General features: G+C 61.8%; 16 protein-coding genes. 2 read left to right on the forward strand and 14 right to left on the reverse strand.

The genetic code is table 11. The features are described from left to right. Positions 1–7: 7 nt before the first annotated feature. The 4 genes from NCT04_RS03665 to NCT04_RS03680 form a co-directional block, all read right to left on the reverse strand. Entirely contained in the window at positions 8–733 is a 726-nt protein-coding gene (locus tag NCT04_RS03665; protein WP_250463589.1) for a fimbrial biogenesis chaperone, read from the reverse strand. A gap of 91 nt (positions 734–824) precedes the next feature. Next, positions 825–1,331, reverse strand: coding sequence for a Csu type fimbrial protein (locus NCT04_RS03670; protein ID WP_250463592.1), 507 nt, complete (start codon positions 1,329–1,331; stop codon positions 825–827). Positions 1,332–1,596: 265 nt separating this feature from the next. Beyond that, complete coding sequence (gene gstA / locus NCT04_RS03675; protein ID WP_250463595.1) at positions 1,597–2,202, reverse strand: glutathione transferase GstA; 606 nt, start codon at positions 2,200–2,202, stop codon at positions 1,597–1,599. 82 nt (positions 2,203–2,284) lie between these two features. Further along, entirely contained in the window at positions 2,285–3,214 is a 930-nt protein-coding gene (locus tag NCT04_RS03680) for a bestrophin family protein (protein ID WP_250463598.1), read from the reverse strand. Positions 3,215–3,810: 596 nt separating this feature from the next. Between NCT04_RS03680 and NCT04_RS03685 the strand changes: the two genes are divergently transcribed. Then, complete coding sequence (locus NCT04_RS03685) at positions 3,811–5,280, forward strand: lytic polysaccharide monooxygenase (protein ID WP_250463601.1); 1,470 nt, start codon at positions 3,811–3,813, stop codon at positions 5,278–5,280. 70 nt (positions 5,281–5,350) lie between these two features. On the opposite strand, the gene NCT04_RS03690 is transcribed toward NCT04_RS03685, so the two are convergent. Beyond that, complete coding sequence (locus NCT04_RS03690) at positions 5,351–6,211, reverse strand: 2OG-Fe(II) oxygenase (RefSeq protein ID WP_250463604.1); 861 nt, start codon at positions 6,209–6,211, stop codon at positions 5,351–5,353. Between the two features lie 384 nt (positions 6,212–6,595). On the opposite strand from NCT04_RS03690, the gene NCT04_RS03695 reads away from it, so the two are divergent. After that, positions 6,596–7,369 (forward strand): lytic transglycosylase domain-containing protein, encoded by a 774-nt coding sequence (locus tag NCT04_RS03695; RefSeq protein ID WP_250463607.1) that lies wholly within the window; start codon positions 6,596–6,598, stop codon positions 7,367–7,369. A gap of 97 nt (positions 7,370–7,466) precedes the next feature. Here NCT04_RS03695 and NCT04_RS03700 read toward each other — a convergent pair whose 3' ends face one another. From NCT04_RS03700 to NCT04_RS03740, 9 genes are read right to left on the reverse strand one after another with little or no spacing between them, the layout of a single operon-like run. Next, a complete protein-coding gene (locus NCT04_RS03700; protein WP_502800650.1) occupies positions 7,467–9,485 on the reverse strand; it encodes a glycoside hydrolase family 19 protein in 2,019 nt (672 codons plus the stop codon). Between the two features lie 18 nt (positions 9,486–9,503). Beyond that, on the reverse strand, positions 9,504–10,040 hold the full coding sequence (locus NCT04_RS03705; RefSeq protein WP_250463611.1) for a type II secretion system protein: 537 nt from the start codon (positions 10,038–10,040) through the stop codon (positions 9,504–9,506). After that, positions 10,015–10,392, reverse strand: coding sequence for a type II secretion system protein (locus NCT04_RS03710; protein ID WP_244827303.1), 378 nt, complete (start codon positions 10,390–10,392; stop codon positions 10,015–10,017). Before NCT04_RS03710 ends, NCT04_RS03705 begins: the two co-directional genes overlap by 26 nt. A gap of 5 nt (positions 10,393–10,397) precedes the next feature. Beyond that, positions 10,398–10,865, reverse strand: a complete 468-nt coding sequence (locus NCT04_RS03715) for a type II secretion system protein (protein ID WP_244827304.1) — start codon at positions 10,863–10,865, stop codon at positions 10,398–10,400. A 22-nt stretch (positions 10,866–10,887) separates the two neighbouring features. Then, the gene (locus NCT04_RS03720) at positions 10,888–12,816 is read right to left on the reverse strand and encodes a secretin GspD/PilQ domain-containing protein (protein WP_250463613.1); all 1,929 of its coding nucleotides are present in this window, start codon (positions 12,814–12,816) and stop codon (positions 10,888–10,890) included. Then, entirely contained in the window at positions 12,813–13,355 is a 543-nt protein-coding gene (locus NCT04_RS03725) for a hypothetical protein (RefSeq protein ID WP_250463615.1), read from the reverse strand. The genes NCT04_RS03720 and NCT04_RS03725 overlap by 4 nt, the downstream gene beginning before the upstream one ends. A gap of 11 nt (positions 13,356–13,366) precedes the next feature. Beyond that, entirely contained in the window at positions 13,367–13,888 is a 522-nt protein-coding gene (locus NCT04_RS03730) for a hypothetical protein (protein WP_250463618.1), read from the reverse strand. Further along, positions 13,885–14,466, reverse strand: a complete 582-nt coding sequence (locus tag NCT04_RS03735) for a hypothetical protein (protein ID WP_244827308.1) — start codon at positions 14,464–14,466, stop codon at positions 13,885–13,887. The genes NCT04_RS03730 and NCT04_RS03735 overlap by 4 nt, the downstream gene beginning before the upstream one ends. Then, the gene (locus tag NCT04_RS03740; protein ID WP_250463620.1) at positions 14,463–15,284 is read right to left on the reverse strand and encodes a hypothetical protein; all 822 of its coding nucleotides are present in this window, start codon (positions 15,282–15,284) and stop codon (positions 14,463–14,465) included. The genes NCT04_RS03735 and NCT04_RS03740 overlap by 4 nt, the downstream gene beginning before the upstream one ends. Positions 15,285–15,296 lie beyond the last annotated feature (12 nt).

A 15,296-nucleotide genomic window follows, 5' to 3' on the forward strand; every position in this document is an offset into this window, starting at 1 on the left:
CGAACGATCAGGGCGCGGCCGGATTGCTCAACGATCCGTTCATACTGGCGCCGTTCACCGTGGCGCTGACTTCGCCCGTCTTGCCGCGCATGGCGCTGGCCGCGTCGGGAAGTATCCATGAGCGCACCCGGCCTGGCAGCACGTAGCCGAGCAAACCGCCGGACACGCGCACATCCTTGTCCGATGTCTTGAGCGAAACGGTGCTCAGTTGCGCGTGAATGTCGCCATCGTTTTGCACTCGCAGATACGCCTTGCCGTTTCTTTCGACGACGGACCATTGCAGCTTCGGCGTGCTCGCCTCACCGCGCGGCGAAATGAATAGGGGTACGGAATATCTAAAGCGAAACTGAACCGCCGATTGCTTGTCGCCGCCGTCGGGCGGCAACTCGTCGATAATCAGGCGGTATGCGCGTTCCTGTGCAACGGGTGCGGCGTTGGCGCGAATGACGCGGATGACTTGCTGACCGCCGGCGGGCACTTCGGCGATAGGCGGACTGGCGATCAGATCGCGGGTTGGCGTGAGTTTGTCTTCTTCGTCGGACTGATCCCAGACGAAGGTTCGCACTTGAGCGTGAATCGGTTCATCGCCATCGTTACGTAACGTGACGACCTTGCCGTTTTCCGGGCCAGCGAGCTGGATTGAAACCGGAGATATCTGCAATGACGCGGCGAGCGAGGCAGCGCATTCCAAAAACAGAAAGGCTGCCCATGCTGGTTGTGTAAAGCGTGGCATCGTCGGTCTCCCGAATTACTTCCGACGATGCCAGTGATATAGCTTTATTCGAGCTCTGGCAAGCTTTGCACATGAAGCGAAGCGAGTTGCCTCAGAACACGACCGTGGCGGTAACAGTCGAGCTATAGGTGCCTGCGGCCGGGGTGGTTTGCGACGGTACGCGGCCGTACACGACGAGGCTCTGACTGTCGCCATTACCTACACCCGAAGCCGTGTCGATGCCGGTCTGCTGGCCCCAGAGCTTGGTGCGGGCTGCATCGCGATACAGGTTGAAATTGACCGAGGCGTCGCCGGTGGCGTTGGCGAGCTTGCGCTTTGCGATGAGCGAACCGGCTGCCGTGCCGGCATCGAGCGCGACGTTGTAGGGCGTTCCGGACGTGCAAGTCACCGCGAGGTTGCTCGACTGATCGACGTTGTCGGTAAGCGCGCCGGTGTCGCCAAAATTCAAGGGGTTCGCCGAGATCGAGCAATCGTCTTGAACGTTGAGCGTCACGTCGAACGTCGCGGTCTTGTTGCCGGCGAAGGCGCTGGGCGTGGCGACGGCAACGGTGCTTGCAACGATAGCGATGATGGCGACATTCTTGATCAGGTTACGCATGCTTGAGACTCTCCGGTACGAATTTAAGCGGGAAGCTTTTGATTCGGCGCTGCGTTTTTCTGCATCGCCGCGACATGTATGAATCATAGGGACGGGCGCTTTAAGACTGAATGAGACGAATCTCATTTGAGATAGCGTTATGCTGCGTTTCCCTTGCCGCATCAAAGGCTGCGGATTTATTAAGATAGAAGCGCTGCGCGGTCAGATATAGAAACGGCCTCCCGAAGGAGGCCGCTGTCTGCTGCGATCAGGCCGCGCGGTGCGCTCAGATCAACCCTTCGGCCTTCAGCGCCGCCTGCACGCCGGCGCGCTCGCCCACGCGCGACCGATACGCCACGAGCACCGGCCACTTGCCGAGATCCAGATCGATGAACTTGGCCCAACCGAGCACCGTGAACAGATAGGCGTCGCCAATGCTGAATTCGTCGCCAAGCAAGTACGGCTTGTCTTCGAGTTGTTGCGCGGTGTAGGCGAGGCGGCGTTCGAGATTGCTCATTGCCGCCGCTTTCCAGTCGCTGCTTGCGGACGGATTGAAGAACGGAGAGAAGTTCTTGTGCAACTCGGTGCCGATGAACGTCAGCCAGCCTTGCAGACGATAACGCGCCATGGCGTCGTTCAGCGGCGCGAGATGCTTTGCGGGCGCCTGGTCGGCGATGTATTGCATGATCGCGGGACCTTCGGTCAGCACATCGCCATTGTCGAGGACGAGTGCGGGAACGTAACCCTTTGCATTGATCTTCGTGAAATCCGCGCCGCTGGCGGTGACTTTCGCCTTCAGATCGACCGCTTCGATATCGAACGGAAGGCCGGATTCAACAAGCGCGATATGCGAGGCCAACGAGCAGGCCCCGGCTTTGTAGAACAGTTTCAAAGCGAATCTCCATTAATAAGGCTCGAAAGATTATGAAGGAGAGCGCTTGCGCCAGGCACGATCCACAATGAAATTAAGTGTCTCAATCCAGTATGTAGAGCCGCGACGAAGAAGAAGCCTTGGGCGCGCGTTCGAAGGCGGGATCGGCCGACATGTCGTGCAGAACGGCTTCGAGCGTATTGCACATTGCGTTCAGGGCGAGGTCGTTTTCTTCGAGGCCGAACGGATCTTCGATCTGTGCGGCGATTGCTTCGAGCGCCATGAACGCATAGGCGACGAGCAGCGCGAACAGTGGCGTGAGCATACCGGCACCATCGACGAGACCGAATGGCAGCAGCACGCAAAACAGATAGATGGTGCGGTGAATCATCACCGAATAGGAGAAGGGCAGAGGTGTGTTCGCGAGCCGCTCGCAGCCGCCGATGACGTCCGACAGCGCGTTGAGGTTACGGTCGATCGCGATGAGCGCGTAGCCGTCGATCGTGCCGTCACGCTGGCGTTGTGCGAGCCATTCGCCGAACCATAGCAGGATGATGCCCGGCTTGAATTGCGCGGTCGAGACGCGAGCGTGCAATTCGGGCGTCAGCCGTGATGCGAGATCGGCGAGCGCATCGGTGCCGCGCAACTGATGCCGCAACGCATGCGCAAAGCCGCCGATTGCCGCGAGGAAGTGCCGCTTTTGTAGAGGATCGAGCGAATCGGGCATCGACAGAATCTGGCGTGCGAGCGAGCGCGCCGTGATGAAGAGTTCGCCCCACAGTTTTCGGCCTTCCCACCAGCGCTCGTAACTTGCGCTGTTACGAAAGCCGAGAAACACGGCCAGCGCGATGCCCACGAGCGCAAACGGCGGCGTGCCCAGGTTCACCGGATAGTTGCGAATGTGATCGTGCATGAACATCGCCGAGATCGACAGCACGAAGATGAGCGCGAGCCTCGGCAGCAGTTGGGGCAGCACGGAGCCGCGCCAGACGAACAGCAACCGGAACCAGTTCAGTTTTGGGCGAATGATCATGAATGACTACCTTGTGCGAAGCGCGGTCGCTTTCGTTGTCGATTGATGCAGAAACAATCAGCATGATAAGCGGGCCGTAGAAAGCGGCAGCGAAACGACGCGCGCACTGCGGTGCATGCGCGTCCTGATGGCGAACATCGGCTACGCTGACAACATCCGGGATGTCGGTCCGCGCGTGCTACCGCATATCGTTTGAAGCGTCTAGAATGAAACCCAAACGAAGGGCAAGTAGATTCTTTTTAAGTTAGTAAAGCGAACTATTTCAGATGGCGTAAGCGAAACATGCGTCTAAGCCAGATGCGAAAAACAGTCCGTGTGAATCCGCGATACCAGACCCCTCTCCAATTGCCTGTTTCATTTCTTCTATGCCTGGAGTGCGCACGTATCGATACGCGTGATCTTGCATAGCCGATCGAGGAGAAGCAAACAACAAGCTCGGGCACCAATGCCGTTCGAAACTGGAACGAGGCACTGAGTGACTCGACGTTCTGAAAATGAGTCCGCTTGCCGACGTGTTTCGAATCTATATCGAGGCAATTCGGCTCGTCGTACACAAAGCGGACGCTGGCTATTGAACGAGCGTAGGAGTATCTCTCATGTTGCGTCACAAGAAGAAGGTTTTGGCAATGCTGGTACCGCTGGCCGTTCCATGCCTTGCGTGGAGTCACGGCACGATGGAAACGCCGATCAGCCGGGTCTACGCCTGCTACAAGGAAGGGCCGGAAAGTCCGACGTCCGCGGCGTGCAAGGCTGCGGTGGCCGTCGCCGGGCCAGCGTTTCTTTATGACTGGGCGGGCGTCAACCAGCTTCCCAATGGCGATCACAAATCGTTCGTACCCGACGGGCATCTGTGCAGCGCCAACAAGTCGAATTATTACGGTCTGGATCTGGGTCGCAACGACTGGCCCACGACGACGATCTCGCCCGACCTGAGCGGCAACTACGAGTTCGTCTGGAACGCGACGGCGCCGCACGTGACGCGCTACTTCCAGATATTCATGTCGGCGGATGGTTACGACTTCAATCAACCGTTGAAATGGTCCGATCTCGACAGCAAGCCGTTCTGCGAGATAACCAGCGTCACGCTCGACAACGGCCGCTACAAGTTGAAATGCAAATTGCCCGCAGGCAAGACAGGCAAGCGCATCCTTTATGCGATCTGGCAACGCAACGATAGCGCGGAAGCGTTCTATGCGTGTATGGACGTGGTCATCAACTCGACTAAAACGAGCTGGCGCGAAGTTCGTCCAATCCCGACCACCGCGGTGGATCAGCCGGTCGGCACGAAGATCACCTTGCGAGTATTCGATAACGACGGTCACGATCTCGAATCGCTCAGTTACACGGTGACGCAGCAAACGACCGCTGCGGCCGACTGGGTGTATGCAATGGCCACGAAGATCAACACGGACTCCGGGCGCGTGCATCTCGGTCTCGTGGATAACAGCGGGAACATCGTGCCGCAGAAGGTCATGTCGGCGAACCGCATCTACGTCGATAGCGCGCAAGACTACAACTTCGCGATGGACTACACCGGAGCGCCCGCGCCAACGCCTGCTCCGTCGCCGACGCCCACGCCCGCTCCGACGCCGACTCCCACGCCGGCCCCGACGCCGACGCCCACGCCAACCCCTGCGCCTTCACCAAAGCCGCCATCGCCGGCCCCGGCGCCAACGCCCACGCCAACGCCGAGCCCGACGCCAACCCCTGCCCCGTCGCCAAGCGCGGGCGGATCGACCTGCTCGGTTGCCTGGCAAGCCGGCACGCTTTATAAGGCGAAGGAAACGGTATCGGATAGCGGCCACAACTACAGCGCGCGCTGGGAGAACTCCGATCAGCCATCGCGCAACGCGGGTAACGGCAAGTCGTGGCAGGACATGGGGACGTGCTCCGGACAGACCGCGTTGACATGCGCGCCGGCCTGGAGTTCGAGCAAGACTTACTCGACAGCCGGAACGAGTGTCAGCGTGAGCGGCATGAACTATCGCAACAAGTGGTGGAGTTCGGGCGTCGACCCGGCAACCAACTCCGACGGTGCATGGGAAAAAGTAGGAGCGTGCAAGTAGCAGTGCCAGCGTGTCGCGCCGGAGCGAATGTTCCGGCGCACACGCGGCGTGGATCGCTCATCTGAATGCGTCAGGCTTCGGCGCGAAACCTGCCCTGACGAATCCACTTGGTGGCAATCCACTTCTCGCCTTTTTCGACAGGCGTTCCGGCATGCAGCGTGCGCGCGTCGGTTTGACCGAGGTCATTGACATACTCGAAATACAACGCGCTGCCGCGACGCGGATGAATGCGCAAGCCGACGTCCGGAAAGGTGGTATCGCCGCCTCGTTCGACTTCGTTGAGATAAAGGATGACGGTTGCAATACGCTGTCCGCCGCGCAGCATGTGGTGCCGGCTGCCGGCTTGCTCTTCGGGAAAGTAGTCGAAATGCGGACGATATTCGCCACCTATGCCGTAGCGCAGAATATGCAGGTCCTCGCCGTTCTCGATCGGTTGCCGCACGAGTTCGGCGAGCCTGCGATCGATCCTGGTGACGAGTGTATCGGTCGATGCGTTGACGAACGCGCCTTCGCTCTTGCGTTCCTCGATAGTGATCTCGTTGCCCGAGTCGGGATCGACGACCGATGACTGCTGCACCCGCGCGCGGCCGATATCGATCAACCTCGCGCATTCGTCATCGGTCAAGACGTCGGCCAACAGCGCGACTACCGGCGTCTCGCATGTGAATACCTTTAGCGCTTCGCAATCGCTCGCGCTCAGCACGCGACCGTCGGGAAGCATGGGCTTGCCGTATCGATACACACCGGGCGGATCATCGCCGTCATCCGATGTATCGCCTGCAATGTGACGCGCGATGATGGAGCGCGCGGCGTTCGGATGGAACGCGCTGGCGACCATTGCGTCGATGAGCGATTGATGCGTGCAGCCACGGCGGATATTCTCGTCGAGCCAGTTCTTCCATGTAGCGTCGAAGCGCGGGTTCGTGCTCATCGTGGCGTCATCAAAAAGCGAGAGTTTCGATTCGTCCCGAGCGGTGCGTGACAAGCCGACGCTCGGTTGAACGCTGGGCAAATCAGCTTTCATGGAAGCACAAACGCTGGCGTAAAACAACGGCATCCTTGGACAATCCGCCATTGAAGATCGTGCTAAAGAAGTGAATCGACCAATGAATCGAAACGCTGACTGCATGGCGGTTTGGTTCGTCGGCTCGGTTCGTCGATTAAGCGTGGCGGAAAGCCCGAAGCACACTATCCTTGTTGAATGTCCGCACGTTCAACTGTAGCGCTCGTCTTGCGAGCCGGCACGCGTCATTCCATATCGACGCTGCTGGCCTGCGCGCTCGTGATGTCGACGAGGCAGGCGAACGCAGCTTCCATGTTGAGATGCGAGGCCGCGGATAATTCCGTCCGCTATGCGAGCGAGAATCTCGACAACGCGAAATGCAGTCGCGTGAATCTGATCTGGCAAGCCGCCTATCCGCCGGTGGCGTCGAGCGTTGCGCCAGCCCGTGCCGCCGCATCGGGCGATCAGGGCGCGCTGGCATCGAGCGTGGCGTTACCGCGTCGTGCAAGTCTTGCGAGGCGCGAAGCCGTCACGCCTGTCTATACCTACGTGGAAGACGGCGTCAGGCATTACCTCACGAAGATGCCGCTGGGCGTGGCGCAAAACGTCGAAGTCATCAAATTGCACTTCATGGAGACGTGCAGCTTGTGCGCGCCCGAAGAGAACATCGGCATCCCCGCTTTGAAGCTCGACTTGCGTTCATATCAACGTGAAATCGATGCGGCTGCTTCGACCTTCGGCGTCGATAGCGCATTGGTTCGTGCCGTGATTCATGCGGAATCGGCGTATCGCAAGAACGCGATATCACGCGCGGGCGCACAAGGGCTCATGCAACTCATGCCCGCGACGGCGCTGCGCTTCAACGTCAACGATCCCTTCGATGCCGCGCAGAATATTCGCGGTGGCGTGAGTTATCTGGCGTGGCTGCAAACGCGCTTCAACGGCAACGTCGATCTCATGTTGGCGGCTTATAACAGCGGCGAATCGAGCGTCGACAAATACAACGGCGTGCCGCCCTACAGCGAGACGAAAATCTACGTCTCGCGCGTCAAGGCGTTAACCGAGCGTTACAAGAGCGGCAAATGACGATGGCACGGTCTTCGGAATCGGACGCACGATGCCGTCGTTCGCAGGCCGCGCGTTCAACCAGAACGAACCGTTGAACGCGTGCCCGTGGACGTTGCTATTGCGTGTTGTCTATCACGATCTGCCCGTTGTATTGAACCTTGCCGCGGAAGAAGTAGTCGGTGCAGGCCTTGTAGTCGCCGGGCGTGAGAAGCGAGAACGGCATCTGATAATCGACGAGCTTGCATCCCGTGACGGGCTTGCCGTTGGCCCACGCATAGTCCTTGTCCAGATACGCCTTGATTGCCGCGGCCGAGCCTTCCGTGAAACCGCGCATGTTCGCGCAGCCTAGCGGTTCGTCGGCGGGAATGGTGACGCCGAGTTCGCGCGCGAACTCCTTGTACGCGTTGATGCGATTGGTGACTTGCGAGCGTTCCGCGCCCCCCTGACCGCACTCTATGCCGCCGTTGATGATGTAGATCGTCGCGCCGAAGCCAGGCTTCATGTTGTTGCCGACGTCGACGCTATTAGGCTTCCAGGTGCCGTCGATCGCCCAGGTCATCGGCGGCTTGGGCGTCTGCGGGGTCACGGCGAACCATACCGCAGAGGCGAAGTTCAGCCATGTATCCGCGACTCGGCCGGGGTCGTCGAGCAGCACGTTGGGGTCGCCGTATAGCGCCTGTGAGAACGGGCCGAAGTTGTAGTTCCAGGACAATTGCTTGGCGCCGCGCCCGAAGTAGTCGAGGTACTTGCCTGCCGCGTTCTTCGCGCACGGAAAGAAGATCCAGTTGGTCGCATGCGAGCCCGGCGCGCATTGTTGATACGCACCAACGGCCGAGCCTTCCTCGTAGCCCGACTCGCGAAGGAACCATAAAGCCTGCTGCCAGAACGGGATGGCCGTGTCTTGCGGCATTTTTGCGAGCACGGCGTTGTTGTGGTCCGCATAGCCCGAGCGAACTTGCGCCGGCGTGAGCGACGGCCAGTTGGCGCCCGTCTCCTGAACGAAGTGCGCGAAGGACGTGGCGAGCAACTTGCGGCAGATGGCGGCGGCGTCGCGTCCGTCCGTGTAATCGCCGCAGTACGCCGGAAACTTGGCGATCCCGCGCAAGAAGCTGACGTAGGAGTATTTGATGTTGCGCACCGGGAAGAGCTGGTCGAACTTCGCTTCGCTTACGATCGACTCGACTCGCTTCACATTCGATGGATTCGCCGCGCGTCCGGGCGTGACGGCATCGACGTCGGTATCGGGCAGCACGCGCAGCGCGTCGCGGATCAAGCCGATCTGGCCGTTGGTCTGATCGACGAGTGTCTTCTCGGTCGCGTTGAACTGGGCGACGGTCGGATAGCCGGTGGGTTCGGGGATGTAGGTGATCTTCGGCTTGTAGGATGCGATTGGAGTCGGCGCCGGTGTTGGCGTTGGTGTTGGCGTTGGCGTGGGTACGGGCGCGGGAGCCGGCGTTGGTGTCGGTACGGGTGTTGGCGTCGGCGCTGGTACAGGCGCGGGCGTCAGCGTTGGAGTTGGTGTTGGCGCGGGCGTTGGTGTTGGTGTTGGTGTTGGCATAGGCGTAGGCGAAGGTGAGCCGCCAGAACACGCACCGAGATCTTCCCACGCACCATAGGCGCCCGATTGCGCCGGGTTGTCTCCCTGGGTCCACCACTTATTTCGATAGTTGCGGCCGTTATAAGTTATGCGCGTACCCGGTGTTGCATAAGCTTGGGTAGCAGACCACGCTGCAAAGCACGATGAAGTTGGCGTTGGCGTTGGCGTTGGCGTTGGCGTTGGGGCGGGTGTTGGAGATGGCTTTGGAGCTGGCGCAGGCACAGGAGCCGGAACTGGCGCAGGAGCAGGAGCAGGAGCAGGAGCCCCCGCCGCCCCCACATCCTTCCAAAGCGTCGGCGTAGTCGCAGGAAACCATCCCGCGCCCGGATATGCCGTATGCGCCTGCTGCGCCTGATAAACGCGACCGCTATAAGTCACCGTGGCGCCAGCCGCATAGGTCGCGCCTTCGCGCCATGCTTCCTGCGCGGACACGATGCCGGCATGCAATAGCAACGCGGCTGGAAGCATCGCCAACTTTCTACGAACGGTCAACATCTCAGCACCTCTTTTGGAACGCGACGGCCAGCAGCTGCACATGCCGGCCCGATATGAAAACTACCTTCGATTCATGCTCATTTCCGGGTAGCTCGTGAACTTCCAGTCTTCGTAGCTCGTCTTCAACGCGAAGCTCGCGTCCTCGTCGGAGAAGCCATCCGTTTTCAGCGGCGTTTGCTTCGATGAGCTGTACACGCCGTACAGCTCGCCGTTGGGGCCGCGCACCGTTTGCCATTCGCCGTTGGTCATCGGGTCGGTGTATGCATCGCGCAGGTATCGGCGCACGAAGGACGCGCGCGAGTCGCGCAACAGGTCATCGAGGCTCTTCGGAAAAGCGCCGCCAGGGTCGGCCTTGACGTACTCACGAATCGCGTTGCGGATCGCATCGCCCTTTTTCAGCAGTTCGAATTCGCGGTTGCGCTGAATCTGCGTGCTCCATACGGTGCCGATCTGCATCAGATAGATGCCGATGAGCGCCACGCACATTAGCGCCCACAACATGCCGAAACCATGCTGCCGCTTGCGCGATGCAAACGCTCGACGCGCTCGATCCGAATGCCGTCCGCGCGCGCTACCAGCTGCCGTAGTCGGTGCCATCCCTGGCCTTGCCTTTTGCGCCGCTGCGCACGTTATAGACGCCGGGCGTGCCGTCGTTGGGCGGCTCGGTCGTCCAGGTCGTGCGGCTTTGCGCGACCGGGTCCATCGGCACCTCACGCAGATAGCGGCGCTCGACCAGTTCGTTGAGCGATTGCGGATAGCGCCCCTGATCGCCGCGAAAGCGGTCGATGGAATCACGCATGGCGGCGAGATTCTCCTGCAGCACGGTTTCCTTGGCTTTCTCCGCCTGCCCGAAGTAGCGCGGCACGACGAGCGTGAGCAAGGTCGCGATGATCGCCAGAACGACCAGCAGTTCGATTAGCGTGAAAGCGCGCAGCATTCGTTTGTTCATGACGCTCACCACTTGCGGTAAGGGACGCCGTTGAGGCCGGTTCCTTCCGAAAGCGAGTAGACGTCGTAGACGTCGTTGCCTTCGCTCGGTGAATCGGCGGAACTCGAATAAGCGCGCTTGCCCCAGGTCTGTTCATCCGAACGGCTCGGGCAATCGCACATCGGATCGCGCGGAACACGCCGCAGGAAGAAGATGCGCGCGTGAGTCGGATTGGTCTTGTCGACTTCGCCGTCCACCAGTACGTCGAGCTTGGCGGGATAGCCCGTTTCGCCGAGCGGACGATCGAACTTGCCGGCATCGCCGGCGGCTTTGTAAGCATCGATGGCATCGCGAATACTCCATAGGGCGCGCCGCAATTCATCTTCGCGGTTGCGTTGCGCGGTCACCTGCACGAGCGGCGCCGCGACCATCGCCAGCACCGCGATGATCGCGAGCGTGATGAGCAACTCGATGATCGTGAAGCCCTTGTCCATGGTCGCGGCTGGTTGCACGTTTCTAGGGTTGGGTGGGCGGCGGCGAGGTCGCGGCGGGTGGCTGTGGCGGCGGCGTGGGTGCGGGCAGCGCCATTACGGGCGGCGGCGCGGAAGGCGTCGGCACGGGCGGAGGCAGGGCAGGCGCGCTGCCCGCGCCGCTTGGCGGAACGCGCACGCTTGCGTTCGGTCCGACCGGGTCGCGCTCCGTCGAAATGCGCGTCTCCGTGCCCGAATCGAAGGACACGACATTGCCCGCCGGCATGGCCTGATTGCGCACGATGCGCGGCGTCAGCATCAGCACGAGCTCCGTCTGATGCTGGTCGTTCGCGCGCGTGCCGAAGATCCGGTCCAGCAACGGAATGCGGCTCAGGCCCGGCAAACCGGAGCCGGACGCGCGCTCGTTGCGCTGCAGGAGACCCGCGAGCAGCTGCGTTTCGTTGTTGCGCACGCTCATCACCGTTTCGGCCGTGCGAGTGCCGATCTGATAGGCGACCAGTCCCGTCGTCGTCGTGATCGTGTCGGTAACGTTCGACACTTCCATGCGCAACTTCACCTGCACTTCGTCCGAGTTGACGATCACGGGCGCAACTTCCAGCGTGAGGCCCACGTCCTGATAGTTGATGCTCTCGGAGCTGAAGTTGCTGGAGAGCGTCGTCGTGACCACGGGCAGACGGTCGCCGATCAGCACCTTCGCCTTCTCGCGGTTTCTCACGCGGATGCTCGGGTTCGCAAGCGTCTTGGTTTTGCCCTGGTTCTGCAGCATGTCGATACCGACCGGCCCGATCCTCACGAGCACGTCGCTGCTGTTCAGGTTGCGCAGTTGCTGCAAGGTGAGCGTGCCCGGCGCGCGGGTCGAGGCATCGGAATTGGTCCCGTCCGGCATGAGCGCGAACTCGATACGATTCGGATACGAAATGCCCATCTGCAGCAGATCGGATGACGATACTTCGAGAATCTGCGCGTCGATGACGACTTCCGCGGGCGTCACGTCGAGCGCGCGGATGATCCGCTCCGCGACCTTGATGGTGTCCGGCGCGTCGCGCATGATGATCGCGTTGGTGCGTTCGTCGAGCACGGCATCGCGCGTCTTGACCATCTGCTTGACCGCCGCGAGCACCTGCGCCGCCTGCGAGTTCTGCAGATAGAACGTGCGCACGACGAGGTCCTTGTATTCCGTTTCCTTGTCGGGCCGCTTCGGGTAGATCAGGATCGAGTTGCCGCTCACCACCTTGCTCGCGAGCTGGTTCGCCTGCAGGACCATCGTCATCACTTGCTTGACGGGCGTGTTGCTCGCGAAGATGGTCGTCGGCGCGGCGGCCTGCACTTCGCGGTCGAAGGTGAAGTTCAGTCCGGTAATGTTCGACATCAGCTCGAAGATACTGATAAGCGGCTGATCCCGGAACTGCACCGTGATCGGCTGATTGAGGTCCTTGTTGAGCTTCGGTTCGAGGTCTTGTCCCTTGGGCGCGAGCAGCAGGTCGCGCAGACGGATGGCGCGCGCGTTGTCGGGCTGCTTCGAGAGCACGTCGTTGAGAATCGCCATCGCCTGGTCCGGTTGATCCTGATAGATCGTTTCGGCGTATTGCACGGCGGTGTCGATGGGCGCCTGCTTCTCGATCCACGCAATCATCTCGCGCGGCCCGTCGTCGCCGGGCGCGGCGGCCTGAGCCTTCTTCGCCCACGCGATCGCCTGGGCCGAATCTCCCGCGCGGTACGCGACACTTGCCCGCTGCAAGTACTCCAACGAAACCTTGCGACGCAGGCTCACATACCAGTTGTAGATTTCCAGGTCGTCGGGATACTGCGCGCTCTGCTGCGCGAGCAATTCGAGCTGCGCGTCGGGCGGCATGGTCCCCAGACGGTTCTGCAGATCCTTGCGATGCATCTCGCCCGCGCACGCCGTCAATAGCGGAATCAGGACCCAGACCGTAATGTCTTTGAGCCGGCTCATTTCAGTTCTCCGAGCGACAGCGTTTGTCGGCGCTTCAACGGCAAGTACATGAACCTCACTTCTTTACGGTTGATGTCCTCGATCTTGTAGGCGTTGAGAAGCACATCGCCCTTACGCAGGAAACCCGTTTTCTTGCAGTTGATGCAAAGCGGGAACTCACGTCCGGTGCCGCTCAGAACGACGTAGAAGATGCCTTGCTGGTCCAGCCACAGCGAACGGACGACAAAAGGCAAGGGCGGCAAGGGCGGCGGTGGCGGCGGCTTGATGGATTCGGGCGGCGGAGGCGGCGGCGGTGGCGGCTGCCAGTTCTGCATGGGGAAGATGTTCACGGCGGCAACGCGGGTATCCGGCGCGGCGTTGGCTTGCGGCGCACTTGCCGGTGCAGGCGCGCTCGCTCGTGAAACTCGCTCCTTCGTGGCCACCGCCGGAGGACGATCCGCCTCGTCGTCGGGCGCCCCGCGAAACCATACGAACAAGATCAAGCCGAGCGTCACGACGAGCAGCCCGCTTATCGGCCACGAGATTCTCAGCGTTCGCATATCGAGCGGCTTCACTTGGCCGCCTCCACGACGAACGAACATTGCAGCCGAACTTCGAGATCGGTCACGCCGATATTCGGCCGCGACAGCGTGAGCCGCTCGCAGCGAATGCCCGGCAAGGTCCGCAACTCGGAGAAGAAAGTACGAAATTGCAGATACTGACTCGAAAACGACGTCTCGACGACAAAGCGGCGGGAGGGCGAATCCTTGTCCTGCGCGGCCATCTGATACGTGATTTGCGGCATCGAGATACCGTTCTTCGCGGCGATCGCGTGCAGGCTGTGCAGGAAAATGAAGTAACGCTGCTCCGGACTCCTCGGCGCCACGGCTTCATCCGGCATGGGCGGCGGCGGTTGTTTCAGCTTCGCGGTGCGCGCATCGAGATCGAGCTCGCGTGCGGCGATGTCGTTGCGAAGCGGCAAGATCTCGACCAGCGCGATGATCGCCGCGCTGCTCAGGAGCAGTAGCGCAAAGAGCCCGAAGGTGCCGAGCCGCCACTGCGCGCGGCGCAGTTCCCAAAGCCAGCGGCTCATCTGGAACCTCCGGCGGAAGACGCGGCCACATCCGGCGCCGACGCGCCCGTTGCCGCCTGCGTCGCGAACGGGCGCCACGTCACCTGAAGCGCGGTTTCCACGGTTTTGACGGGCGGCCCCGGCTTCTCGCTCTGCCGCTTGATCGAGACGCTTTCGGCGGCGGGCTGCGCCTGCAGCCAGTCCGCATAGGAGATCGCTTCCTGCGCCGAGCGCGTCTCGAACTGCATGTTGATGGTGCGCGATGCGGTCACGATATCGAGCGAGAGCATCGCGATATTCGGTTGCCAACCGCCTTCGATCAGACTGCGCGCCGGTTCCGCCGCATAGCGCTGCTGCGCCATCAAGGCGTCCGCGCGGGGATTGCGCGTGCCGCGATGCGCCCGGCCAATGCGCTCGAAGCGTTTCTCCTCCTGCGCGACCGACGCTTCGCGTTCATCGAGCGCGGCGCCTTGCTCCTTGAGCTTGTCGCGATACTGCATCGTCACGAACAGCACGACGACGCCGAGGGCGAGCGCAATCAGCCCGGTCGCCACGCCCGGACGATTGGCCCGATGCAGGTCGATGGCGGGCGCTTTCATGGCGAAGCCTCCCATGGCGCGGCAAGCCATTCGACGAGCGTTGCATCCGCGACCCAGGGATCGGCTGCGCCCGGCCCGATGGCGTAACAGCGCTCGGGCGGCTCGGTGGCGGCGAGCACGAAGGCGTCGCGCAGCACGTCGTCGAGCGGGCCCGCCACCGGCAGCGCGATGAAGCCGCTCCAGCCGCCGCCGCGCCGCAAGCCGATATGCGCGATGGCCGCGCCGCTTGCCGCCTGCTCCAGTTCCACGACGGCGATGTTGCCGTCGCGAATGTGCGGCGCATGCTTTTGCATGGAGAAGGTAAAGCCCGGCTCGATACCGAGCAATTGCAGCCGTCGCGTCTTGCATAAGCGCTCGATGCCCGCGCACAGCGCCTCGGGCATCGCGGCGGCGAGGCGGCCTTGTTGCCACGCGCCATCGGTGACGGCGTAGCGCCACGGCTCGGCGCCCGCGCCCGCCTGCACGGCCTGCATGCGCGCCATCGACACCCATTGCTCCGGCTTGGGATGCGGCCGCCACGGCAGCGCGTAATAGCGCACGAACGGCGCGCCGACGACCACGCGCAGGCCGTGCAGCCCAGGTCGCGCGGGCTTCGGCGCGAGCGCCTCGATGGCCTTGAGCGCGGCCGCCGTGTCGCCCGGCGTCGTAAGGGCTTCGGTATTCACGTTGCTCGCGACGCCGGACTCTCGCACGCGTTCGCCATCGACCCATAGCGTCACGCGCGGCATGAAAGCGCCCGCGCGGGCCGTGCCCGTGCGCCTCGAAGGGCGCTTCGCGACGGCGCTCATCGCTCCGACCAGATCCGACCAACGTGACATGTTCCGTCTCCG

The organism is Caballeronia sp. GAFFF2, assembly GCF_023631485.1.
Classification (GTDB): Bacteria; Pseudomonadota; Gammaproteobacteria; order Burkholderiales; family Burkholderiaceae; genus Caballeronia.

Bases quoted from the DNA above. Each gene is read 5' to 3' on its own strand.
- NCT04_RS03705 (WP_250463611.1), bottom strand. From the start codon at position 10,040: ATGGCACCGACTACGGCAGCTGGTAGCGCGCGCGGACGGCATTCGGAT.
- NCT04_RS03710 (WP_244827303.1), bottom strand. From the start codon at position 10,392: ATGAACAAACGAATGCTGCGCGCTTTCACGCTAATCGAACTGCTGGTC.
- NCT04_RS03700 (WP_502800650.1), bottom strand. From the start codon at position 9,485: ATGTGCAGCTGCTGGCCGTCGCGTTCCAAAAGAGGTGCTGAGATGTTG.
- NCT04_RS03665 (WP_250463589.1), bottom strand. From the start codon at position 733: ATGCCACGCTTTACACAACCAGCATGGGCAGCCTTTCTGTTTTTGGAA.
- NCT04_RS03730 (WP_250463618.1), bottom strand. From the start codon at position 13,888: ATGAGCCGCTGGCTTTGGGAACTGCGCCGCGCGCAGTGGCGGCTCGGC.
- NCT04_RS03725 (WP_250463615.1), bottom strand. From the start codon at position 13,355: ATGCGAACGCTGAGAATCTCGTGGCCGATAAGCGGGCTGCTCGTCGTG.
- NCT04_RS03685 (WP_250463601.1), top strand. From the start codon at position 3,811: ATGTTGCGTCACAAGAAGAAGGTTTTGGCAATGCTGGTACCGCTGGCC.
- NCT04_RS03695 (WP_250463607.1), top strand. From the start codon at position 6,596: ATGTTGAGATGCGAGGCCGCGGATAATTCCGTCCGCTATGCGAGCGAG.
- NCT04_RS03735 (WP_244827308.1), bottom strand. From the start codon at position 14,466: ATGAAAGCGCCCGCCATCGACCTGCATCGGGCCAATCGTCCGGGCGTG.
- NCT04_RS03740 (WP_250463620.1), bottom strand. From the start codon at position 15,284: ATGTCACGTTGGTCGGATCTGGTCGGAGCGATGAGCGCCGTCGCGAAG.
- NCT04_RS03670 (WP_250463592.1), bottom strand. From the start codon at position 1,331: ATGCGTAACCTGATCAAGAATGTCGCCATCATCGCTATCGTTGCAAGC.
- NCT04_RS03720 (WP_250463613.1), bottom strand. From the start codon at position 12,816: ATGAGCCGGCTCAAAGACATTACGGTCTGGGTCCTGATTCCGCTATTG.
- NCT04_RS03680 (WP_250463598.1), bottom strand. From the start codon at position 3,214: ATGATCATTCGCCCAAAACTGAACTGGTTCCGGTTGCTGTTCGTCTGG.
- NCT04_RS03690 (WP_250463604.1), bottom strand. From the start codon at position 6,211: ATGAGCACGAACCCGCGCTTCGACGCTACATGGAAGAACTGGCTCGAC.
- NCT04_RS03715 (WP_244827304.1), bottom strand. From the start codon at position 10,865: ATGGACAAGGGCTTCACGATCATCGAGTTGCTCATCACGCTCGCGATC.